General features: G+C 64.5%; 24 protein-coding genes and 1 tRNA gene. 11 read left to right on the top strand and 14 right to left on the bottom strand.

All coding sequences use genetic code 11. From position 1 onward, the window contains the following. Positions 1–6: 6 nt before the first annotated feature. Both ACQUSQ_RS11790 and ACQUSQ_RS11785 read right to left on the bottom strand, forming a co-directional pair. Positions 7–558 (bottom strand): hypothetical protein, encoded by a 552-nt coding sequence (locus ACQUSQ_RS11790; protein WP_435069407.1) that lies wholly within the window; start codon positions 556–558, stop codon positions 7–9. Positions 559–598: 40 nt separating this feature from the next. Further along, positions 599–1051, bottom strand: coding sequence for a VanZ family protein (locus ACQUSQ_RS11785; protein WP_435069405.1), 453 nt, complete (start codon positions 1049–1051; stop codon positions 599–601). A 92-nt stretch (positions 1052–1143) separates the two neighbouring features. Between ACQUSQ_RS11785 and ACQUSQ_RS11780 the strand changes: the two genes are divergently transcribed. From ACQUSQ_RS11780 to ACQUSQ_RS11755, 6 genes are all read left to right on the top strand, one after another. Then, complete coding sequence (locus ACQUSQ_RS11780) at positions 1144–1608, top strand: NUDIX hydrolase (RefSeq protein ID WP_435069403.1); 465 nt, start codon at positions 1144–1146, stop codon at positions 1606–1608. A gap of 64 nt (positions 1609–1672) precedes the next feature. Next, a complete protein-coding gene (locus ACQUSQ_RS11775) occupies positions 1673–2443 on the top strand; it encodes a DICT sensory domain-containing protein (protein WP_435069401.1) in 771 nt (256 codons plus the stop codon). A gap of 41 nt (positions 2444–2484) precedes the next feature. Next, entirely contained in the window at positions 2485–2862 is a 378-nt protein-coding gene (locus ACQUSQ_RS11770; protein WP_435069399.1) for a DCC1-like thiol-disulfide oxidoreductase family protein, read from the top strand. 86 nt (positions 2863–2948) lie between these two features. Further along, positions 2949–5462, top strand: a complete 2514-nt coding sequence (locus ACQUSQ_RS11765; RefSeq protein WP_435069398.1) for a PAS domain S-box protein — start codon at positions 2949–2951, stop codon at positions 5460–5462. A gap of 55 nt (positions 5463–5517) precedes the next feature. After that, positions 5518–5784 (top strand): hypothetical protein, encoded by a 267-nt coding sequence (locus tag ACQUSQ_RS11760; RefSeq protein WP_435069396.1) that lies wholly within the window; start codon positions 5518–5520, stop codon positions 5782–5784. Positions 5785–5883: 99 nt separating this feature from the next. Further along, positions 5884–6579 carry a hypothetical protein gene (locus ACQUSQ_RS11755; protein ID WP_435069395.1) on the top strand — a complete coding sequence of 232 codons (696 nt, stop codon included), beginning with the start codon at positions 5884–5886 and terminating at the stop codon, positions 6577–6579. Between the two features lie 215 nt (positions 6580–6794). On the opposite strand, the gene ACQUSQ_RS11750 is transcribed toward ACQUSQ_RS11755, so the two are convergent. The 7 genes from ACQUSQ_RS11750 to ACQUSQ_RS11720 form a co-directional block, all read right to left on the bottom strand. After that, positions 6795–6867 (bottom strand) — tRNA-Gln (locus ACQUSQ_RS11750). A 60-nt stretch (positions 6868–6927) separates the two neighbouring features. Continuing rightward, positions 6928–7362, bottom strand: a complete 435-nt coding sequence (locus ACQUSQ_RS11745) for a metal-dependent transcriptional regulator (protein WP_435069393.1) — start codon at positions 7360–7362, stop codon at positions 6928–6930. Continuing rightward, positions 7359–7853: a ferritin family protein gene (locus ACQUSQ_RS11740; protein WP_435069392.1), complete on the bottom strand. Its 495-nt coding sequence runs from the start codon at positions 7851–7853 to the stop codon at positions 7359–7361. The genes ACQUSQ_RS11745 and ACQUSQ_RS11740 overlap by 4 nt, the downstream gene beginning before the upstream one ends. Before the next feature lie 101 nt (positions 7854–7954). Further along, positions 7955–9169, bottom strand: a complete 1215-nt coding sequence (gene sufD / locus ACQUSQ_RS11735) for a Fe-S cluster assembly protein SufD (protein ID WP_435069390.1) — start codon at positions 9167–9169, stop codon at positions 7955–7957. Then, positions 9169–10599 (bottom strand): Fe-S cluster assembly protein SufB, encoded by a 1431-nt coding sequence (gene sufB, locus ACQUSQ_RS11730; protein ID WP_435069388.1) that lies wholly within the window; start codon positions 10597–10599, stop codon positions 9169–9171. The genes sufD and sufB overlap by 1 nt, the downstream gene beginning before the upstream one ends. 26 nt (positions 10600–10625) lie before the next feature. After that, complete coding sequence (locus tag ACQUSQ_RS11725) at positions 10626–11546, bottom strand: ABC transporter ATP-binding protein (protein ID WP_435069387.1); 921 nt, start codon at positions 11544–11546, stop codon at positions 10626–10628. 104 nt (positions 11547–11650) lie between these two features. After that, a complete protein-coding gene (locus tag ACQUSQ_RS11720) occupies positions 11651–14404 on the bottom strand; it encodes a DNA-directed DNA polymerase (protein ID WP_435069385.1) in 2754 nt (917 codons plus the stop codon). Positions 14405–14511: 107 nt separating this feature from the next. Here ACQUSQ_RS11720 and ACQUSQ_RS11715 point away from each other — a divergent pair, with 107 nt between their 5' ends. The 3 genes from ACQUSQ_RS11715 to ACQUSQ_RS11705 are packed head-to-tail and all read left to right on the top strand — an operon-like array spanning position 14512 to position 15511. Beyond that, the gene (locus tag ACQUSQ_RS11715) at positions 14512–14691 is read left to right on the top strand and encodes a DUF7331 family protein (protein WP_435069647.1); all 180 of its coding nucleotides are present in this window, start codon (positions 14512–14514) and stop codon (positions 14689–14691) included. Between the two features lie 45 nt (positions 14692–14736). Further along, positions 14737–15057 (top strand): DUF7322 domain-containing protein, encoded by a 321-nt coding sequence (locus tag ACQUSQ_RS11710; protein ID WP_435069383.1) that lies wholly within the window; start codon positions 14737–14739, stop codon positions 15055–15057. Between the two features lie 25 nt (positions 15058–15082). Continuing rightward, positions 15083–15511: a DUF7346 family protein gene (locus ACQUSQ_RS11705; RefSeq protein ID WP_435069382.1), complete on the top strand. Its 429-nt coding sequence runs from the start codon at positions 15083–15085 to the stop codon at positions 15509–15511. Here the strand turns inward: ACQUSQ_RS11705 and rad50 are convergent. The 4 genes from rad50 to ACQUSQ_RS11685 are packed head-to-tail and all read right to left on the bottom strand — an operon-like array spanning position 15508 to position 20010. Continuing rightward, a complete protein-coding gene (rad50, locus tag ACQUSQ_RS11700) occupies positions 15508–18195 on the bottom strand; it encodes a DNA double-strand break repair ATPase Rad50 (RefSeq protein ID WP_435069380.1) in 2688 nt (895 codons plus the stop codon). The two genes, ACQUSQ_RS11705 and rad50, sit on opposite strands and share 4 nt — an antisense overlap. Continuing rightward, the gene (gene mre11, locus ACQUSQ_RS11695; RefSeq protein WP_435069379.1) at positions 18192–19409 is read right to left on the bottom strand and encodes a DNA double-strand break repair protein Mre11; all 1218 of its coding nucleotides are present in this window, start codon (positions 19407–19409) and stop codon (positions 18192–18194) included. Before mre11 ends, rad50 begins: the two co-directional genes overlap by 4 nt. Beyond that, positions 19406–19723, bottom strand: a complete 318-nt coding sequence (locus ACQUSQ_RS11690; protein WP_435069377.1) for a hypothetical protein — start codon at positions 19721–19723, stop codon at positions 19406–19408. The genes mre11 and ACQUSQ_RS11690 overlap by 4 nt, the downstream gene beginning before the upstream one ends. A 26-nt stretch (positions 19724–19749) precedes the next feature. Further along, positions 19750–20010 (bottom strand): MarR family transcriptional regulator, encoded by a 261-nt coding sequence (locus ACQUSQ_RS11685; protein WP_435069375.1) that lies wholly within the window; start codon positions 20008–20010, stop codon positions 19750–19752. A gap of 138 nt (positions 20011–20148) precedes the next feature. On the opposite strand from ACQUSQ_RS11685, the gene pan1 reads away from it, so the two are divergent. Together pan1 and ACQUSQ_RS11675 are read left to right on the top strand one after the other, a co-directional pair. Continuing rightward, a complete protein-coding gene (gene pan1, locus ACQUSQ_RS11680; RefSeq protein WP_435069373.1) occupies positions 20149–21363 on the top strand; it encodes a proteasome-activating nucleotidase Pan1 in 1215 nt (404 codons plus the stop codon). Between the two features lie 215 nt (positions 21364–21578). After that, complete coding sequence (locus ACQUSQ_RS11675) at positions 21579–22010, top strand: DUF5796 family protein (RefSeq protein ID WP_435069371.1); 432 nt, start codon at positions 21579–21581, stop codon at positions 22008–22010. A 3-nt stretch (positions 22011–22013) separates the two neighbouring features. On the opposite strand, the gene ACQUSQ_RS11670 is transcribed toward ACQUSQ_RS11675, so the two are convergent. Further along, positions 22014–22154: a DUF7128 family protein gene (locus tag ACQUSQ_RS11670; RefSeq protein ID WP_435069370.1), complete on the bottom strand. Its 141-nt coding sequence runs from the start codon at positions 22152–22154 to the stop codon at positions 22014–22016. Positions 22155–22176 lie beyond the last annotated feature (22 nt).

The raw sequence follows: 22176 nt of genomic DNA, 5'->3' as shown, positions 1-22176 counted from the left end.
TACCGCTCACCAAGAGACGGTGTAGATACAGGTGTCGTCGCCGTCGCGTCGGCATCGCTCACCGCGCTCCTCGACGAACACGAACGACTCGACGGGGGCGTAGGTCCGAGCCACGGCGCGAATCAGTCCTCGGTCGAAGGGACAGGGGTAGGGATTCCGGCAGGTCACCCGTCCGCGACGCTCGCCGTCGGACTCGAACAGGTAGTGGCCGATGTCGCCGCCACGATGATTGCGCTGGTACGCCTCGTCGATAGAGCGCAGGCCGGCCTCGACGGAGTCGACGGCCGTCGGCCACTCGGCGACATCGGGAATCTGCTCGCCGAGGCGGTCCAGAATGTGGGGTTCGAGTTCGTCGGCGATGACCGCGAAGGTGTCCAGCCATGCCTGCTGGGGGTACCACTCGTCGGCAGAAGGGTCGTCGATGCCGTTGGCCGCGAGGGCGTCGAACGCCGTCTCCCGATACGACGCCGAGAAGCGAGACATGGCGTCGTCGGCGACGGCGAGGATGGTCCGGCCGTGGACCTCTACGGCCTCGTCGAAGGCCTCGTAGGATGCCATCGTACATCGTCGGTGAGGCAGCGGGAAATAGCTTTGCGAGTCAGCGACGCGGCCGTTCGAGTGCGTCGTCCCCCCGACAGCGATAGAATCGAACCCGCGCGGCGAGCAGTCGCCACGCGACCACCGCCAGCGCCGCCCCACCGGCGTTAACGAGCATATCGGCCATCGAAAACGTTCGGTAGGCAAATCGCGACTGCACGACTTCGATGCCCACTCCGAACGCCGTCGCGAACCCGAACGCCACACAGAGTACGGGCCACGTCGGGCGGCCGCCGGTCTGTAGCGCGTACGCGACGAGCATCGCAATCGCGGCGTACGCGATGGCGTGGAGCCACACCGTCTGCGGCACGAGGCCGAACGGACCCAGAATCGGGCCACCCGACGACGGCGGGCGAACGATGGAGGCCGCGAAGACGAGCGTCGACACCGCGAGGACGAACGTCAGCCGCATCCACCGGGGAACGAGTGGCAGACGAAGGCGATGCGTGGCCATGCGCCGAGAACGCTCCCCAGCGACAAACGTCCGGTGGTCGCGGGGAGCCACGACCGCATCGGTTATACGTGTGAGGCGAATATCCACGTTCCGTGGTAGCACATACCGTGGCGTACGTGGAGAAAGTGTGCGCCTACATCACCAGAGGCGACGGGTCCGTGTTGGTGTTCGACGGCCCGGGACACGAGGACCGACAGGTTCCGAAAGGGACTGTCGAGCCGGGAGAGACACCGCGGGCGGCGCTGTATCGCGAAGTCGTCGAAGAGAGCGGGTTGGCGACGTTCGAGGGCGTCAGCCACCTCGTCACCGACGTCTGGACGCGGCGCGAATCGCCACCGAAGCGATACGTCCGCCACTTCTATCACGTGCCGGTCCACGAGACGCGGGACGCGTGGACCCACGTCGTTACCGGCTCTGGCGCCGAATGCGGCGCCGAGTTCTCGTTCTCGTGGCTCGACCTGCCGACCGACGCCCCGTTCGCGCTCGCACTCGACGACTACCTCCACACGCTGGCGGGCGTCGACGAGAGCGTGTCGGCGAGCGCGGCGGCCGATTGACGATACGAAGGCCGAGTCGGCGATGAGTCGACTTTAACTGTCTACTGGTTCTACGACTCGTCGGATGTCCGACCCGCTCGACTCGCTAGCCGCGTTCATCGAGAGCGGAGAGATACGCGACCTGTCGCTGGCCGTCGTCAACCGGACGCGCCCACAGCCGATTCAGGATATGCTCGAGGAGACGTTCGGCGGCCAGTCGGTGGACATCGAGGAACTCGATGACCCGGACGCCGAGGAGAACCTCGTCGTACTGGTGGAGGACGACGACGTCGTCGCCTCGTCCCCGCTGTCGGCGCTCGAAGACGAGATTCTGATGGTCAACTCTGACCTCTACATCACGAGAGCGAAGTCGCTGGGGGACGTGACACTCCCCGACGTGGTGGCGGAACTGGCCGATACCCGGTTTCGCGTCCGCGGCTATCCGGTGTCGAACGCGGAGAAACTCCCCCTCATCCTCATCTCGCGGTACATCGAACAGTTGGCGTGGGCTCACGAATCCGGACGGCTCCGGTCGTCGTTCCAGCGACTCTCCCGACTCGACGACGAGCGGGGGACCAGACAGGTGTATCGGCAACTCGGCGAGACGGCTGTCGACGTCCACGTCTACGGCGTTCCGGACTGGATTCCGCCGCGGTCGTTCCCCGGCGTCATCCACGCGGGCTACCACGGCGAGTTCCGGAGTTCGTGGTTCGTCGTCTATCACTCGACGACGAAAGACGCCCGCTCTGCCGCGCTGGTGGCCGAACGCGTCGACGAGAACGAGTGGGACGCGGTGTGGACGTTTCGGGAGGACCGGGTGCGCGCCGTCAACCGCTACGTCGAGCGAGCGCTGTGAGCGAAGCGAAAACCGATAGGGACGGAACACGTTGCCCCGGTATGGAACCAACCTTCGTCTACGACGACGACTGCGGGTTCTGTACGTGGTGGGCAGCCCAGTTCGGCCGACGGACCGACCTCCGAATCGTCGGCTTCGCCGAACTCACGCCGGCGCTCCGTGACCGACTCCCCGACGAGTACGAGGAGTGTGCCCATCTCGTCACCGACGAGGCAGTCTACTCCTGTGGTGCCGCCATCGAGCAAGCGCTCCTTCGCACCGACATCGCGAGCGATGCGCGACCGCTCGTCTCCTTCCTCCGGCAGTTCGAGGAGTACGAGGACCTCCGCGAGCGGGCGTATCGCTGGGCCGCCGACAACCGAGACACCCTCGGACTCGTCGTCTCGAAAACGCCGCCGGTGGACGACGAGCGTCGCTGAGGTGAGCCAAGAGACCGTTCGCTCAACGTCTCAGATGGAGGGAAATTGGGAAGCCTCTATTTGTGCGGATTGATAGAGGCTGTTGCATGGCCGAGACGAGAGCGCCGCGCGTCCTCCACGTCGACGACGACGCTGATTTCGCGGCGCTGACGGCGGAGTATCTGGAACGAGCCAGCGACAGTCTCGTCGTCGAGACGACGACGAGTGCGGCGACGGCACTCGACCGACTCGACGACGGCGGAATCGACTGTGTCGTCTCCGACTACGAGATGCCCGAGATGGACGGCCTCGAACTACTGTCGGCCGTCCGCGAAACCCGTCCGAACCTCCCGTTTATCCTCTTTACCGGCGCCGAGAGCGAGGAGCTAGTGAGCGACGCGCTCGCCTGCGGCGTCACCGACTGCCTCCGGAAGCGCTCCGGCACGGCGGTGTACGACCTCCTCGCGAACCGTATCGAACACGCCGTCGAGAAGCGCCGCGCGACGCGAGGCGCGGACGGCGCCGACCGCCAGAAACGGTACGAGCGCGTCGCGGACGCCCTCTCGATGGGCGTGTATCGAACCACGGCCGACGGCGAAATCGTCGATGCCGACGCCGCACTCGCGGACATCTTCGGCGCCGACTCCGCGGACGCCTTGCTCGGTCATACGGTCGACGAGTTCTATCTCGGCGACGACCGCACGGCGGTTCGCCGGCAACTGGCGTCCGAGGGCGTCGTCAGGAACGTGGAGGTACGACAGCAGACGCTGAACGGGGCGACAATCTGGGTGTCGCTCACGGCGGTCCGGACCGAGACGGACGACGGCGTGTACTTCGACGGCGTCGTGCGGGATATCACCGAGCGCAAGCGGCGCGAGCGACAGCGGCGGCAGTTCCGGAGCGCGGTCGAACACGCCGGCCACGTCGTGTTGATTACCGACGCCGACGGCATCATCGAGTACGTCAACGACGCCTTCGAGACGGTCACCGGCTACAGCGCGACCGAAGCAATCGGCCGCCGGCCGTCGATGCTCCAGTCCGGGGAGCACGACGAGGCGTTCTACAGCGACCTCTGGGAGACAATCTCGTCGGGCGACGTCTGGCAGGGCGAAGTCGTCAACGAGCGCAAGGACGGCACGCAGTACGTCATCGACCAGACCATCGCGCCGATTGGCGACGACGGCGAGTGCAACGGCTTCGTGGCCATCAATCGAAACGTCACGGAGCGCAAGGAGCGAGAGCTGAATCTGGCCTTTCTCAAGCAGGCCATCGACCAAGCCGGAATCGGCATCGGAACCTACGGCGACGACGGCTACGCCACGTACGTCAACGAGCGGCTGGCCGAACTGTTCGGAACCGACCGGGAGGCGCTCCGACAGCGCCACTTGGCCGCGCTCGACCCCAATCTCGACCCCGGCCGATTCGCCGACTACTGGGACTCGTTTACCGACGGCGAGCGTCGCATCTACGACACCCACATCGAACGCATCGACACCGAGGAGGCGGTGCCCGCGGAGGTCATCACCTCGCGCGTCGAAATCGACGGCCAGCCGTTCCAAGTGAACACGGTCCGGGACGCGACCGACCGCAAGCGACGAGAGCAGGACCTCGAACGGTTCCGGAGCGCGGTCGAACACGCCGGCCACAGCGTCCTCATCACCGACACCGACGGCGTCATCGAGTACGTCAACGACGCCTTCGAGTCGATGAGCGGATACTCCGCCGCGGAGGCCATCGGCCGGACGCCCGCGCTCCTCAACTCCGGCGAACACGACGAGGCGTTCTACAGCGACCTCTGGGAGACCATCCTCGACGGCGACGTCTGGCAGGGCGAAGTCGTCAACGAGCGCAAGGACGGCACGCGGTACGTCGTCGACCAGACCATCGCGCCCATCACCGATGACGGCGAATACAGCGGGTTCGTGGCCATCAACCGCGACGTGAGCGAACTCAAGGAGTACGAACGGGAACTGGAGGCCCAGAACGAGCGGCTCAAGGAGTACGGCCAGACCGTCGCTCACGACCTTCGGAACCCACTCGCACTGCTCGAAGCCGAACTCGCGCAGTTCGAGATGGACGTCGACGACGCGGACGAGACAGTCGACGCCGACGCCGTCCAAGAACTCTGTACCGACGTCGGAACCACGGTCGACCGAATGCAGGCGTTGATAGACGACCTGCTGACGATGGCCAAGCAGGGACAGCGAGTGCTCGACTCCGAGTCGACATCGCTCGAAAACGTCGCGACCGACGCGTGGGACCAAATCGACGCCGCATCGGCTACGCTGTCCGTCGAGGACACCGACGTCGAGGCCGACCCGGACCGCCTCCGAGAGTTACTCGCCAACCTCTTTCGAAACAGCGTGGAACACGCCGGGAGCGACGTCGCCGTCGCGGTCCGCCCCCTCGATTTCACGGCTGGCTTCGCCGTCGAGGACGACGGCCCGGGCATCCCCGAGTCGGACCGGGACGAGGTGTTCGAGCGCGGGTTCACGACTGCAGAGAGCGGAACCGGGTTCGGCCTCGCAATCGTCGAGCAGATAGCCGAGGCCCACGACTGGAGCGTGTCGGTGACGGAGGGCGAAGCCGGCGGCGCACGGTTCGAGTTCCGGGTCGAGTGAGGCGACTCCACAACGACCGTGGCGTTTTTTTGGGGTACGTGGAACCACTCCGGATATGCCCGCCACGGCCCTCCAAACCGGCGCCGAGATGCCCGCTGCGTTCCAGATACTGTTCGTCCTCGTCCCCCTTCTCGTCGCGGCTCTCGGGTTCGCAATCGCCGCGGTTCCACACCGGCTAGCCCGGTGGCGGATACGCGGCGCTGACGGGACTGCACAGGTGGACCCGAATCAGACACTGCTCCTCGTGATACGAATCGGAGGCGTCGTCGTCGCGATTATCGCGCTTCTGATGGCGTTCGGGGCGTCCGGGGTGATGTTCTGAAGGGACTTGAAGCAGTCACTACCTCTCGACACAATGTGGGGTTCGTGTGAGCGCAATCACGCCGGAATAATTACTCCAGCTGATACACTGTCTGAAACTGTGACACGTAAGGCGATCATACAGGGCGAGATGCATGCGTCGCCAAGGGACGCAAAGAATCTCTTTGATAGGGACACATCCAGCGCGGACGCTCTTTTCATTGAGGGCCGAAGCGCAACAATTCAATTGGATTCGTACACCCACGGGTACGTCCTATTTCTCCTCGGATATCTCACGCTCGAACTGATTTATCTAACGTCCAGCTGGCTTCGCGAGCTCGTTCCCGGAGGCAGGTGGGACACCCGGGAAGAAGCAGAGCGTAGAAACCTCGTAATCGAGGACGAGATTGATGCTGAGCTACACGAAATATGGGCCCTCGCTGAAGGTAAGACTCGATGGCGTCTGTATCTCCTCACAATCATAGCAATCACCTACGCATTGCTCAACATCTTCATTGGATCTCCTGCTCTTGGCATTATCCCTGTTGGTCTTACATCTGTTATAATCGTATGCCTCGCCCCACTCGGATTCTCCGCGGGTATCGTAATCCTCGCTTTGGCCCGTGAAGGAATTCGAGACGAAATCATGTCGGAATCAATATTGAAGGCCGCTGATGAGAAAGGATACGACGATATACTGATTCTATGCGGCCAAGCCCATGCGGAAGGCATTGAGCAAGAACTCGAAAGTGAAGGCTGGAAGGTAGAACGTATCGACAGTACCCACCCACTCACCACGATTGGTAGCTGGATCTGAGTTATATCGGGACGTATCCATTTCGTCGTTATTCAGGGTATAGACACCCGTTATAGGCGATGTAACGCTCACAGCTTGAATAGTCACTTAGCCTTGTGTCACACAACAATGGTCACAGTACCAGAGCAGATGACTTATTCTGCATTTCAAACCAGTCTCCGGCTACAAAAGTGGCAAATAATCCTCGAAGAAGACGATTCGAACCGATTCGGTCATAGTCCCGGGCGGATTCGAACCGCCGTCCTGGGCTCCAAAGGCCCAGATGATTGGCCACTACACCACGGGACTACACTCTCGTCTCGGCGGTCGGCCCGTATAAATCCAGCCGTTCCAGACAGTCGGTCCGACTCAGTTCGCCGGCTTCTCGCACTCGACTTCGAGTTCCCGGCAGGCGTCGGTTTCGGCGTCGAAGCAGTCCGGGCAGTTCGGGTTGCGGTCGATGATGGTGTCGAGACGCTCGGCGACCGTATCGTCGATAACCGCTTCGAGTTCGCGGGCCTCGCCCCGGAAGTCGTCGACTTCGAGGACGTTGGCGAGGAAGCGCTCGATGATGCAGTAGGTCTGGATGGCGTCGCGAGCGCGCATGATGCCCTCGTCGGTGAGCGTGACGCCCTTGTACTTCTCGTGTTCGGCGAAGCCCCGGTCTTCGAGTTTGCCAATCATCTCGTTGGCACTCGCCGGACTCACGTCGAGCATATCCGCGAGCGCCCCGGTCGCTGCCGGGCCGTCTTCCATCTCCTGAAGCAGGTAAATCGCCTTGAGGTACTGGTCTGCAGTGTTCATTCCCGTGTCTCCATGACGTTCGTCACTTCTTCGACGCCCTCTGCCTCTTCCTCGCGGATGGACCGAAGCACATCGAGCAGTCGGTCGCGGTCCACCGAAAACCGGGCGTCGCTAGCCTCGATTGCCGCCACGAGGTCGTCGTAGAACTTGTACGCAGTCTCTTCGTTGCAGAGTTGGTCGTAGAGCACGCCGTCGAAGTCCTCGGGTTTCGTCTGGGCGTACTGCGCCTCGACGAGCGCCTCGATGTCCTCGAACGGGATGCTCTCGGCGTCGAGGTCGTCGATGAGCGTCTCCAGACGCTCGCGGTGTTCCGCCGACTCCTCGGCGGCTTCAGAGAGCAACGCCTCGATTTCGGGGTCCGACCCCGCTTCCGGTTCCAGCGACTGGTAGTGATGGTGGGCGCGGGCCTCGACAACCTCCTCGAGGACGATGCCAATCTGGAGCAGGCGCGCGAGTTGGCGGTCGGAGCCGACCCGGTGGCTGACGCTCACGGCGCCAAACACCTCCGGACGATACGTTCGGACAGCGGAATCATACTCTGCAATCGGGGAGAGGGGAACTTAAGCCGTTCCCTGTGGTCGGCTCGGGGTCGCTACTCGCGGAGTCGCTTCGCGACCAGCGCTTCGAGGTCCTCGCGAAGCTCGTCGACCTCGATTTCTTCGAGGACGGGGACGAAAAAGCCCTCGACGAGCATGTTGCGCGCGGTGCGCTCCGGAATCGTCCGCGAAGTGAGGTAGAACAGGTCCTCTTGGTCGACCTGTCCGACCGTCGCCGAGTGCGACGCCTCGGTGTCGTGGTTGTTGATGATGAGCTTCGGGGAGGCGTCGGCCTCGCTGTCGTCGCTCAACATCAGCGTGTTCTCGCGCTGGTAGGAGTTGGTGTCCCACGCGTCGCGACCCACGTCCTGAACCCCCTCGTACACCGAGCGGGCCGTGTCGTCGAGGACGCCACGGGTGACGAGGTCGGCGGTCGTGTGTTCGGCCTTGTGCCAGACCCGCGCGTTCACGTCGAAGTGCTGGTCGTCGTGGCCGAAGAAGGCGCCGACGATTTGGCTCTCGGAGCTGTCGCCGTTGAGTTCCGTCTCGATGTCAGAGCGGGTAAGTCGGGAGCCGATGTTGCCCTCAATCCAGTTTATCGTCGAGTAGACGTCTGCGTCGCCACGCTTCATCGTGACGTTGTACGTCTCCTCGTCGAGCGTCTGGAGCGAGCCGTACTGGACGTAGCTGTTCTCGCCGGCGGCGACTTCGACGAGGTTGCTGTAGTAGCGCTCGCCCTTGACGTCGGTGTCGCCCGTGTCGATGCGCTCGAGAATCGTCACAGAGGACGAGTCCTCGGTGACGACGAGCGTGTGACTGAACAGCGACCGGGAGTGCATGTCGGTCCGGATGGTCACGTCCTCGGCGTCGACGCCCTCGGGGACGTAGATGAACGTGCCCGTCGTGAACAGCGCGACCGACAGCGCGGTCAGGTAGTTCGTCTCCGGGTCGATGACGGAGCCGAACTTGGCCTTCATGAGCTTCGGATGCTCCTTGACCGCTTCGGTGAACGGAAGCACTTCGACGCCCTCGTCCGTGACGCGCTCGGTCGAATCAGACTGGGTGAGCGGGTCGGCCAGCTCGTCGAAATCGAGCTGGTCGAGGTCCGTCCACTTGCGACCCGGCGTCTGGATGACGTCGGGCATCTCCAGACGGTCCATCGCCTTGAGCGCCTTCAGACGCGTCTCGCGGAGCCAGTCCGGCTCGTCGCGACTGTTGGCTATCTCGTGGACGGTCGCTTCCGAGAGGTCGGCTGGTTTCTGCGCGCTCATTATCCGAGGCTCCCCTCCATCTCGAGTTCGACGAGACGGTTGAGTTCGACCGCGTACTCGATGGGCAGTTCCTCCGTAATCGGCTCGATGAAGCCGGAGACAATCATCTGCTTCGCGTCGTCGTCGTCGAGGCCGCGGGACTGGAGATAGAAGACGTCCTCGTCCCCGATTTTGCCGACGGTCGCCTCGTGAGCCACGTCGACCGTGGACTCGTTGATTTCCATGTACGGCATGGTGTCCGACGTACTCTCGTTGTCGAACATCAGCGCGTCACACTCGACAGACGTCGAGGAGTTGGACGCGCCGTCCGCGATGTGGACGAGGCCGCGGTAGTTGGTGCGGCCGCCGTCTTTGGCGATGGACTTGGACTCGATGGTGGATTTCGTGTCCGGAGCGTTGTGATACACCTTCGCACCGGTGTCGATGTCCTGTCCCTCGCCAGCGAAGGCGATGGTGATGTGGTTGTCGCTCGCGCCGCGACCTTTCAGAATCGTCGCGGGGTAGAGCATCGTCGCTTTCGACCCCATCGACCCCGAAATCCACTCCATGCGGCCGTCGGACTCGACGAGCGCGCGCTTCGTGTTCAGGTTGTAGGTGTTTTTCGACCAGTTCTGCACGGTCGAGTACTGGACGTGAGCGCCCTCGCCGACGAACACTTCGACGCCGCCGGAGTGGAGGTTGAAGGCCGAGTACTTCGGGGCGGAACAGCCCTCGATGTAGTGGACTTCGGAGTTCTCCTCGGCGATGATGAGCGTGTGCTCGAACTGACCCATCCCCTCGGAGTTCATCCGGAAGTAGGCCTGCACGGGCATCTCGACGGTGGTGTCCTCGGGGACGTAGACGAAGGACCCGCCGGACCAGATGGCGCCGTGGAGCGCCGCGAACTTGTTGTCGCTCGGCGGCACGCACTTCGTCATGAAGTGCTCGCGGACGATGTCCTCGTGCTCTCGGAGGGCTTCGTCCATGTTGCAGAAGATGACGCCCTTGTCCTCCCAGCGTTCCTGCATGTTCTGGTAGACGACTTCCGACTCGTACTGGGCGCCGACGCCCGAGAGGGCGTTTTTCTCGGCTTCCGGAATGCCCAGTTTGTCGAAGGTGTCTTTGATGTCGTCGGGGAGGTCCGTCCAGTCGTCGACGCTCTCGCGCGCCTCGACGTCCGGCCGGATGTACGGGATGATTTCGTTGACGTCGACTTCGGAGAGGTCGGGCTGACCCGGCCAATCGGTCGGCATCGGCATCTCCTGGAAGTGTTCGAGCGCCCGGAGACGCCGCTTCAGCATCCACTCGGGTTCGCCCTTGTCCTCCGAGATGACGCGAATCGTCTCCTCGGTGAGGCCCTTCTCGGCCTGGAAGGAAGACCGCTCTTCCTTCTTGAACTCGAAGCGGGCTTCGGTATCTGTCTCTTTGAGGTGGTCTTGATCTGAACTCATAGTGTAGTGTTGTGGTCGCAGCCGTATTACGCTGTCTCGTAGACCTGCTCGCGGACCCAGTCGTAGCCCTCGTCCTCGAGTTTCTCTGCCAGCTCCGCGTCGCCGCTCTGTGCAATCTCGCCGTCTATCATCACGTGCACGTGGTCCGGCTCGACGTAGTCGAGGATGCGCTGGTAGTGGGTAATCTGGAGCACGCCCGTGCCCTGTTCGTCACGGAGCGCGTTGATGCCCTCGGAGACGTCCTGCAGGCGGTCGATGTCGAGCCCGGAGTCGATTTCGTCCAGCACGGCGACACAGGGCTCGAGGATGGCGGCCTGAAGAACCTCGTTCTGTTTCTTCTCGCCGCCGGAGAAGCCGGCGTTGAGATAGCGCTGGGCGAACTTCTCGTCCATGTCGAGCAGTTCCATCTTCTCCTTCAGGAGCTGCTGGAACTCGGCGACGCCGATTTCGCCTTCCTCGACGTCACCCTCCATCGGGGAGGTGTCGTAGCCTTCGTCTTCTTCGTCGGCCTCTGCCTCGGCCTCGTCCTCGTCTTCGAAGAGTTCCTCGCGTTCCTCGGTCTTGGCGTTGAGCGCCTGTCGGAGGAAGTTCGTCATCGTGACGCCCTCGATTTCGGCCGGATACTGGAAGCCGAGGAAGATGCCGAGCGCCGCACGCTCGTTCGGTTCGAGGTCGAGCAGGTCCCACTCGCGCTTCTCCTGCGGAACCTCACCCTCGATATCACTTACGTCCTCGTCGTCGAGGATGAGCATGATGTTCCCGTCGGTGACCTCGTAGGCCGGATGGCCGGCGATGACCTTCGCCGTCGTCGACTTGCCGGATCCGTTCGGTCCCATGAGGGCGTGAATCTCGCCCGAGTTGACCTCCAAGTCGACGCCGCGAAGAATAGTCTCGCCGTCGTCTTCTGCGACTTTGGCGTGAAGATTGTTGATCTGTAGTGTTGCCATAACCCTATCGCTAGACTGGGCTGTAAGACGCATAATGCTTACGCATTCTCCCCTTTCGAGTTCCGTGAACGAGAACTAATATTTTCGTTCCAAGAAAATGCCTTTCAGAACTGGCCGAGCCCGGTCTGGCGCTGCCCGCTTTTCACCTCGTCCCACGAGAGTCCGAGCGCCTCGATAATCCGCTCGATTGGGCCTTTGAGCGTCTTTTCGAGCATCTTGTCCCAGTCGATTTCGAACGCGTCCGGAATCTGGTCGGCGTACTCGAAGCAGATGACGTCGGGGTCGCGCTTGAACGAGGCGTAGAGCGGGTCGGTCTGCGGGTCGAAGGTCCCCTCGGCCTCCAACTCTCGGAAGAACTCGGGATGGACCTTCTTCAGATAGAGTCGCTTCGGCTTGCTGCCGCGCTGGAAGTTCGTCCCGAGCAGGAGGTTGGCGTATTTCGCGCCCCGGACCTGCGCCGTGTCGGTGTCGTAGGCGCCGAGGCGCTTGCCGATGCCACCGGGAATGCCCACGTCGTTCAAGTCGACGTTCCCCGCCTCGAAGTCCTCGATGACATCGTAGACGTACTCCTCGATGTCGTCGACGTCGTCGCCCGTGACTATCATCTCGATGACCTGCCGCTGGACCTCCTTCGTAATCGGGGCGATATCCGAGCGCTTGTACTCGAAGCCCGTGATGTCGATGTCGTCGACGTGGTTGCCCTCCTTCCAGACGATGTGGCCCGCGTAGCGTTTCTTCTTGCCCGCTTGGAAGAAGCGTCGGTAGAGCTTCTCGAACTCGATTTGGAAACGGTGGTGGTGGGCGTTGAGTTCCTCCAGCGCGAACTCGTCGTAGGAGTCGTTGATGGCTTCTTCGAGTTCGTAGCCCGTCTCGATGGCGCCAGCGACCTGCTGGAGGTCCGACTCGCTCATCTCGGGGTGGGCCTCTCGAATCTCGTCGGAGACGTCGTCGGTCGTCGCCTCGTCGCCGAGTTCCAACATGACGCTGTCGGTGTCCCCGTAAGCCACCTCGTAGCCAACGTCGTTGGCCGCCGACTGCGTGTGTTCGATGACGTCGCGACCGGTGGCGGTGACGGCGGCGCCCATCTCCCGGTCGTAGAGGCGGAAGCGGTCCCATCCCAAAACGCCGTAGAGAGAATTCATAATAACCTTGACAGCTTGCTGTTCCCGGTCGTACTGCTCGTACGTCTCGCTCCCCGGCTCGTGCTCGCTTCGCTCGGCCTTCTTCTGTTCGCGCTCCGCCAGCAACTCGTCGACCATCTCCCGGATGACGCCGTCGGGCTCCTTCCGGAAGTGGGTGCCATTCGGCGCGTGGTAGGTGTCGCCGTCGTAGTCGGCAGGGTCGACTTTCGTCTCCGGCGACGCGTTGATGGTCACCATACACATCGGGTACAGCGACTTCAGGTCGAGGACGCTCACGTTCTCCTTGATGCCCGTGATTGGGTCGAAGACGGCGCCGCCCTCGTAATCCTCGGCGTCGGCCCGACCCTTCGAGGGGAGCGCGAAGTCGCCGTGGACCTTGTGCAGGACGTAGACGTCGACGGCGTCGCCGGGCGTCGGGGCGTCCTCCAGTTTACAGCCGACGAACGTTCGCACCTCGTCCCAGAAGGAGATGATGTCGCGCTTGCGGTCGAGTTCGACACAGAGTTCGACGTCCCGAAGGTTGTACTCCAGCAGTCGCTGGGGGTCGTCCTCCCACAGGTCGCCGATATCGCCCGTGTACCGCTCCTTGCCCGCGCCGAGTTCCTGTTCGCCGACCGCGTCGAGGCGATAGGACTCCAGTTCGGTGAACTGCGTCCGCTTGTACGCGTAAAGCAGGTCGAAGACCACCCGGCCCTTGATTGTCGGGCCGCCCCAGTCGCTCCGCCAGACTTCCCCCACCCGCGAGAGACGGTCGGAGTTCAGATTCCGGTCCACGTCCGGACGCTTGCCGACCACCTGCAGGCGGTCGATGAAATACGGCGCGTCGAAGTCCTCGAAGTTCCAGCCCGTGAGCACGTCCGGGTCCGTCTTCTCGATGTACGTGAGGAATGCGTCGAGCATCGCCGCCTCGGAGTCGAAGACGCGCACGTCGGCATCGACCGCTCCCGAGAGTCCCTCGTAGTCGTCGAGGCGGTCCGGCGGGGTGGCGTCGCCCTCCGGCGCGTCGTAGAGCCACGTGATGTACTCGTCGCGATAGGAGTCGTGGCTGGTGAGACAGACGATTGCCTCCTCGCCCTCCTCGGGGAACCCCGAGCGGTCGTCGACCTCGATGTCGAAGGTGTTCACTCTGAGGTCGGCAGTCGCTTCGACCGCCCGAATCTCGTCGTGTGGAATCTGGATGGACCCACTCTCCAGTCGTCGCACAGGGACGCGAACGCCGCTCCCGATGTCCTTGTCGATGAGCAGGCGATTGGGAAAGAGGATGTCGGCCTCGAAGTGGTCGTACTCGTCGCGAATCTGGCCCACGTCACGCGGCGTCTGCGTGCAGATTTTCGTCAGTTCCTCGCCGCGGATACTCTCGTAGCCCGTCTCGGTGCGCGTAATCACGTCGCGGTCGAGGTCCTCGTCGTCGAGACTGGCCGTCGGCGCGTAGAAGTAGGGCTCGAACCCGAGGACGCGGACGTGTTCGGCGTCGCCGTCGTCGGTCCGGCCGAACAGGTGGACGACGGGGTACTCCTCGGCGCCCTGTCCCTCGACGGTGTAGTCGACTTGCGTGACTGCGAGGTCGACCGTCCCGTCGGGGTCGGGAAACTTCAGTTCCGAGGCGTCTATCACCTCACCGACCGCCTGCGAGGCGTCGCCCGCGACGGCGACCGCCTCCGCCTCGGGCCGTCCATCGTCCGTCCCCGAGAACTGGGAGAGGTCCGCCTGAGTCATGGCACCTCCTTCGGCACTCCCCGGTAAAAACCCAGCCACTCGCCCCCGGAAACCCTGCCACGACGACAAGACATATACCATGTCACCTTCTACCACGTTTCGTGACGATGTCCGACCACGTCGATGCAGGCCGGTGGGACAGCACGGACACGCAGCGTCCGGAGCACGACGGTATCGACACCGTCGAAGCGTACGAAATCGAGGATGGGACGGTACTGTATGACGCGGAGAACCCGCTCGCGTGGGTGGAGTCGTCGGCCGCCGTGTCGGTGTTCGACTTCGCCTGACAGCCCAAGACAACCCTTTTGCCGCCGCACTCGCTTGTCCAGAGCGTGCTTGGACCGGGGCCTGACGACCTCGAAGAACCGAATTCGGGGTCTCGCTGGGGTGACCCCGAACACGACCTGCCGCCACAGGCCCCGAGTATCGACGAGGCCGACGTCGACGACGAAATCCGCATGACGTTCTGGCGGAGCGTCCTCCTCGCCAACGTCGCCCTCTTTGCACTCACCGTCGGCCCCATGCTCGCGTACTTCCGCGGCCGGTGGACCGTCGGCGCCGTCGCCGTCGCCCTCGGCGTGGTCATGGTCCTCCGCATCTACCAGCATTACCGCGCCTTCGAGCGACGGCACGACGACGAACGGAACGCCTAACCGACCGGCGCGCCTCCGCTCAGTCATGCGAACCGTCCGCGACGAGGCAGGAGAGCGATACCTGCTCGTGAAACGCTCCTCGGAGTCGAGTCTCGTCCGCGACCCCGACACTGGAACCGAGCGCTACCTGCCGAACGCCGACCTCACCGTCGACGACGAGGCGGCGGCGCTCGAAACGTCGGCCAGCGCCGTCCCCGCGTCGGTCCGGCGCGTCCTCACGGCGACGCCGAACGACCGGGCGCTCGGCCTCCTCGTGGAACTCGTCGACCGCGGCCCGCTCGCCGTGCGGACCCTCCTCGACGCGTACGACCTCTGTGAGAGCGACCTCCACGGCCTGCTCGCGGAGTTCCGGGCCGCAGGCCTCATCGACGAGGCGCGGGTCGCCGGCGAGCGTGGGTACGAGGCGACGGCGACGACGCGGGACGCCGTCTCACATCTGCGGGCAGCGGACTAATCCCCGGCCTCGGCGCCGGGTTCGAGGGCGTCGAGCGCCGCGGACTCCGAGCGCGACACCGTCGAGCGGTTCGTCCGCGGATTCTTCTCGACGCGCACGAGGTCGTCCGCCGCGCCGACGAGTTCCTCGTCGTGACTGACGATGACTATCTGTGCCACGCCGAGTTCGCGCATCTCCGTGACCAAATCGACCAGCCGGGAGACGTGTCCCGAATCGAGGAAGACGGTCGGCTCGTCGAGGATGAGCGGCGGCATGGGGGCGGCGCCGTCGATACCCTCGGCCAGCAGGCGGTAGATGGCACACCGCAGACTCAGGTTGAACAGGGCACGCTCCCCGCCGGAGAGCTGTGTGGGGTCGAGTTCGCTCCCGTCTTTCTGCACGACCGAGAGTTCGTAGTCGCCGTTCAGCCGCAGGTGCGCGTAGGCGTCGTTGCCGTAGACGAGGTCGAACGTCTGGTTCAGCAGGCGTTCGAGCGTCTCGACGTTGCGCTGGCGGAGGTCGGCGCGCAGGTCGCCGTACATGGCCTCCAGTCGCGTCGCCTCGTCGTGAAGCGCGTCGAGCGCGTCCACCCGCTCTTCGAGGGCCTCGCGCTCCTCGCGGAGCGATTCGAGCGTGTCGATGTCGCTCCTGATACCTCCCAGCCGCGTCTGAATCTCGTCCCGTTTCTCGGCCAACGAGTCGAGTTTATCGCGGACGTTCGACAGGTACTCCTCGGCGTTTGCCTTGTTCTCTCTCGCCTGCTCGATGGCCTCCTCGTCGACTGCCGACGCGAGTTCGTCGCGCCGCGCCCGCTTCTCGGAGAGCCGCTCGCGGCGCTCGTCGTTCGTCTCCTCGATTCGCGACGCCCGCTCCGAGAGGCGCTCGATATCGTCCTCGCAGTCGTCGATGCGCTCTAACCGCTCCTCGACGGCGTCGACGCGCTCTCGCGTCGCCTCGATGGCGTCTAACTCCTCGGTCACGTCCTCGACCCGCGTCTCGGCCTCCGCAGCCTCGTCGCGTTTCGCCGCCGCGACGTCCCGTGTCTCGGCCGCCTGCTCGCGGTAGTCGTCCGCCTCGGTCTCGCAGTCCTCGGCCTCCTCGCGTTTCGACGACGCCTCGGCGCGTTTCTCCTCGGCGCGCTCCGCGAGACGTTCGCGCTCGGCGTCGAGTTCGTCCAGCCGGCGTTCGGCCTCCACGAGCGCGTCGAGCGCCTCGACCTGTTCGTCCAGTTCGCTCGCGCGCTCTCGGGCCGACGACAGTTCGGCGTTCAACTCGGCCACCCGCTCGCGGGCGTCCTCGGGGTCGGCGTGGGGGGCGTCGTCGACCGGCTGCCCGCACTCGGGGCAGTTCCCGGCTTCGAGGAGTTCCTCCGCCTCCGCGACTCGCTCCCGCGTCGCCTCCAGTCGCGTTTCGAGTTCCGTCACCCGCTCGCGCGCCTCGGCGCGACGCTCTCGGTAGTCGTCTCGGCGCGCCGCCGCCTCGCCGCGCTCGATGGGGGCGTCCTCGAAGCGAGCGGCGAGGTCGGCAATCTCCGCGTCCACCTCGTCGAGTCGCTCCTCGCATTCGGCGACGACGTCGTCCGCCGCGTCCGCCTCGTCGCGAAGGTCGGCGGCCCGGGATTCGGCCTCGTCGGCCCGGTCGGCCAAGTCCTCGGCCTTCTCCGCGAGGTTCTCAGCCTGATTCCGGAGCGCCTTCGCCGACGCCTTCGCGTCGGAGCGCTCCTCTCGGAGGCGTTCCTCGCGGGTGTCGAGGTCGGTACGCCGCGTGTCGATGGCCGCCGCCGTCGCGTCGTCCAGCCCCGCCGCGTCGAGGTAGTCGTCGAGTTCGGCCCGAATCTCGTCGATTCGGTCGCGCGTCTCGCCTATCTGCTCTCGAACCTCCTCACGTTCCGACTCGGCCTCGCGGATGGCCGCCTCCAACTCCTCGATGTCGGACTCGATTTCGTCGAGGTCGGCGCGTTTCTGTTCGTACTCCTCCAGCACCGACTCGGCCTCGGCCTTCGTCTGCTCGGCCGTCTCGCGCTGGTCCTCGTAATGGTCTATCTGCTCGTCGACCTCGGTCAGCGACGATTCGAGGTCGTCGAGGGTGGCATAGAGGTTCTGTTCCGCTTTCTGCTCGACCTGTGACGTCACCCGCTGGAGTTCGCCCTGCACCGTGGAGCGGACGTCCTCGATGCCGAGTCGGGCCTCGCCGGCCCGGTCGCGGTACTCCTCCAGCCGGCCGAGTTGCAGCAGGTCATCGATGACGTCCTGTCGCTGGCTCGGCGAGGCGTTGATGAGCTGGTTCACCTCGCCCTGCCGGACGTACGCGCAGTTGACGAACGCCTCGGCGTCCATCCGGAGCAGGTCGACGACGAAAGCCCGCACGTCGCGAGCGCCCTCGACCGTCACCTCCGGCCCCTCCAGCACGCAGTCGACCGTCGTCGTCCGCTCGCCCGTGGCACGGAGTCGGCGGTGGATGTGATACGACGTGCCCGCGTGGGTGAAGTCGAGGTCGATTTCTGTCTCCTCCTCGCCGTTGGTGACGATATCGTCCAGCGTGCCGTCGAGTGCCTTCGAACCGTACAGGGCGAAGAAACACGCCTCCAGCAGCGACGACTTCCCGCTCCCGTTGAGGCCGTGAATGACTGTCACGCCGTCTCGGAGGTCGAGGTCCGCGTCGGCGTAGGGCCGGAAGTTCCGCAGGCGGATACGGTCGAACTTCACAGAAAGTCCTCCATGGACACTTGGTCCTGCGCCGCATCGGCGTCGTCTCGCTCGGCATCCGAGGTGTCGTCCCGGTCGTCCGAGGCGTCGTCCGACGCGTCGACCGACAGGTCGTCGACCGCGTCACCGACCGCCGAGGCGACGCGGTCGCGGACGTTCGAGTCGGGAACGGCATCGTCGCGAACCGTCTCGTCGATGCGCCGCCCGAGCGAGGAGAGACCCATCTCCGCGACGCGTTCGCGAACGGCGGCGTCAGGGTCGGCGAAGTCGACGTCGGTGACGGGCGCGGCCGCGTCGCCGCCGACGGCCCGGTGGTCGGTGACGCGCGCGAGCAACGCTCCCGCGTCGAGCGCGGCGTCCTCTATCGCGGCGGGCGTGACGGGGTCGCCGTCGCCCGTAATCGACACCACCGCGACGGCGTCGGTCAGGTCGTGTTCGCGAACCCGGTCGAGAACCCGGTCGAGGCCCTCGCCCTCGGCAAGTTCCACGTCGACGAAGGCGAAGGGGCGCGTGTCGAGCGAGCGGCGCCTGATGTCGACGGCGTCGGTCTGGAACTCGACGATATTGTAGCCGCGGGGGTCGCGCTCGTCGGCGCTCGCCCGCTCGGTCGACCCGCAGTACGTGACCCACGTACCGTCGACCGTCGTCCTGTCGGGGACGTGGTTGTCGCCGAGCAACACGGCGTCGAAGTCGACGGTCGCGGCGTCGAGCATCGCCTCGGTGTCCCAGTCGGCGTGCGCGAAGGGCGTGAACAGCCCGTGACCGACGAGCGCGGTCGATTCGACGCCCTCCGGCGGGGCCGTGAAGTCGTAGTCGAGGTCGTCGCGACGCGACTTGGGGACGTGGTCCAGTCCGTAGAAGGCGGTGTCGCCGACTACGGTCGGGTCGGCATCGAGGCGCGTCGCCAGTCCGAGGTCCGAAAAGAGGTCGAGCCACTGACTGCCGCGGGTCGCCTCGTGATTGCCGACGATGGCGAGGAAGGGAACGTCGGCGGCGTCGAGGCGACGGAGCGCAGAGAGTACGCCGAGCAGGTCCGGAAGGTCGGGCCGCCGGTCGTGAAAGAGGTCGCCGGCGTGAACGACGGCGTCGACGTCGTCGTCGACAGCGTCGTCGACGACCGACTCGAAGGCGTCGAGGAAGTCCTGTCGGCGCTCCGGCGAGTGGTACTGTCGATACCCGACGTGGGTGTCGCCGGTGTGTATCACCCGTGTCATCGTGTCGACCGTAGCGCGTCACCACTCAAAACCGTTCCGCGAGCGGGGCGAAAGTGGTCTCGGGCGGCGTCGCGCCCGCGTTCGAGGGTGGCGAGCGCCCGTCGGCCGCGGCGAGCGAGGGCGTCGTCGCCGCGGCGCTCCGCCGCCTCGATGGCTCGGCGGAGGCGAGTGAGGCCGTCGTCGTCGACGAAGGCCGCGGCGTCTCGAACGTCGCGCGTGGCGGCCGTCGCGTCGGCGACGACGTCGCTGGGGTCGGTGGCGTCGGGCGTCGCGAGCGTACGGAGTACCTGTCGAACGTCGACGTCGTCGGTCACGGGACCGGGTGGCCGCGCCCTCTGATTTAAACTTTCAGCGAGTAGAGGCGCTTGCGCGCGTCCGAAAAGGAGAATCGTGATTCGACCACGCCAACCTCCTCCAGACGGGTCAGCGCGTAGCGGACCGTCCGCGGCGGGAGCAGCGTCTCCTCGGCCAACTGGCTCTGACTCAACGTGTCGTTGTAGTCGAGCACTTTCGCGACGAGTTTCGCACTCGGCGGCAGGTCACGCACGTCTGCCCACCGGTCCGATTCCTCGTCGTGCGGACGCACCTCAGTCGTACTCATCGTACCATACACTCGTGCATACAGGATAATAATATTTGTCATCGAATCTAATGTCCATTAGTAATACGAAAGGGCGAAGAGACGGCGAAGACCGCGCTCACCCGAAGCCTCTTATGAATCAGCGGCTTAAGTGGGCCAATGACCGACACTGTGGACGAGGTCGACCTCCCCTACGACGAGGAGGCGGCGTCGCAGCAGGAAAAAATCGAAGCCCTCCGCGAGCGCCTCGACGTGCTCGAGGGGCAGAACGACGAGATGCGCGACGAGTTGCTGGACGCTAACGCCGAGAACAACAAGTACCAGCAGAAGCTGGAGCGTCTCACTCACGAGAACAAGAAGCTCAAACAGTCGCCGCTGTTCGTCGCGACGGTACAGGAGATAACCGACGAGGGCGTCGTCATCAAACAGCACGGCAACAATCAGGAGGCCCTGACCGAGGTCACGGAAGAGATGCGCACGGACCTCGAACCCGACGCCCGAGTCGCGGTGAACAACTCCCTCTCGGTTGTCAAACGCCTCGACAAAGAGACGGACGTGCGGGCTCGCGTGATGCAGGTCGACCACAGCCCGGACGTGACCTACGAGGACATCGGCGGCCTCGAATCCCAGATGCAGGAGGTCCGCGAGACGGTCGAGATGCCGCTCGACCGCCCGGAGATGTTCGAACAGGTCGGCATCAGCCCGCCGTCGGGCGTGCTACTCCACGGCCCGCCGGGGACGGGGAAGACGATGCTCGCGAAGGCCGTCGCCAACCAGACCGACGCGACCTTCATCAAGATGGCCGGCTCCGAACTCGTTCACAAGTTCATCGGCGAGGGCGCGAAACTCGTCCGTGACCTGTTCGAGGTGGCCCGCGAGAACGAGCCCGCCGTCCTCTTCATCGACGAAATCGACGCCATCGCGTCGAAGCGGACGGACTCGAAGACGTCCGGCGACGCCGAGGTCCAGCGGACGATGATGCAACTGCTCTCGGAGATGGACGGCTTCGAGGAGCGCGGTGACATCCGCATCATCGCGGCGACGAACCGCTTCGACATGCTCGACCCGGCCATCCTGCGCCCCGGCCGGTTCGACCGCCTCATCGAGGTGCCCAAGCCCGACGAAGCGGGCCGCGAGATTATCTTCAAAATCCACACGCGCGACATGAACGTCGCCGACGACGTGGACTTCGACGAACTCGCTGAGATGGCCGACACCGCCTCCGGTGCCGACATCAAGGCTATCTGCACCGAAGCGGGGATGTTCGCCATCCGCGACGACCGCACCGAAATCTACATGCAGGACTTCGTCGAGGCGTGGGAGAAGATTACGTCCGAAACGACCGACACTACCGCCTCGCCAGCGTTCGCGTAAGGCGATACGCGGCTTTTTACAGGAGCAACGGACCGACAAACAGCAGCGCGAACAGCGCACCGAGCGCAACGAGATACGCGAGCCCCGTCACCGCGGCGGCGCGCCAAGTGGGCTGAGAGACGGACACGACCCACTAGAGACACGACGGGACCATAACGATATCCATCCGCACCGCGTGACGCGACGTTTTTGCCGTGGCGGACGCTACATCGAGTATGAGCATTCGTAGCGACGTGGCGCCGAGCACGCTTCCGGTCGAGTTACTCGAAGAAGGGGTACAGGTCGAGTATCTCGACGGCCGGACGACGCTGTATCGCGGCGTCCCCCGAAAAGCCGAGGAGACGCTCACCACCGGCCCGGGCAAGGAGGTGCACGTCCTCGTCACCGACCCCGACGGCACCGAGGGCGTGATGATGTACGTCAACGACCGCAAGACCCACGACGACATTCTGGAGTCGACGGGCGTGGGTCGAATCGTCCTCGACGAGGGCGAAGCCGAGGAAGTCTTCCCGGGCGTGACCGTCGCGACGCCCGACGGGATGCGGTGTCGCGTCGACGCCGACCTGTCGGTCGCCCGCGGGCGGGTGTTCGTGTTCGTCGAGGACGATTGGGGCGAGCAGTCGTACGAACTGGTCGACGAGGAGTAACGCTTACTGGAGATACGACGGGTCGGCGCTGTCGTCGTCGCAGTTGTCCTCGTGTTGTCCCGCGTCGTCGCGGTCATCGAACAACATGCCGCAGGTCTCGCACTCGTACCACGTCATGCCGTCTCGCTCGGTCGTGGTCACCATACGTGTATGTCCACGAGCAGAG

Source organism: Haloplanus sp. C73 (genome assembly GCF_051195115.1).
Classification (GTDB): Archaea; Halobacteriota; Halobacteria; order Halobacteriales; family Haloferacaceae; genus Haloplanus.
The sequence above is the reverse complement of the archived record's forward strand: the minus strand, read 5'-3'. Positions and strand labels throughout refer to the sequence as shown.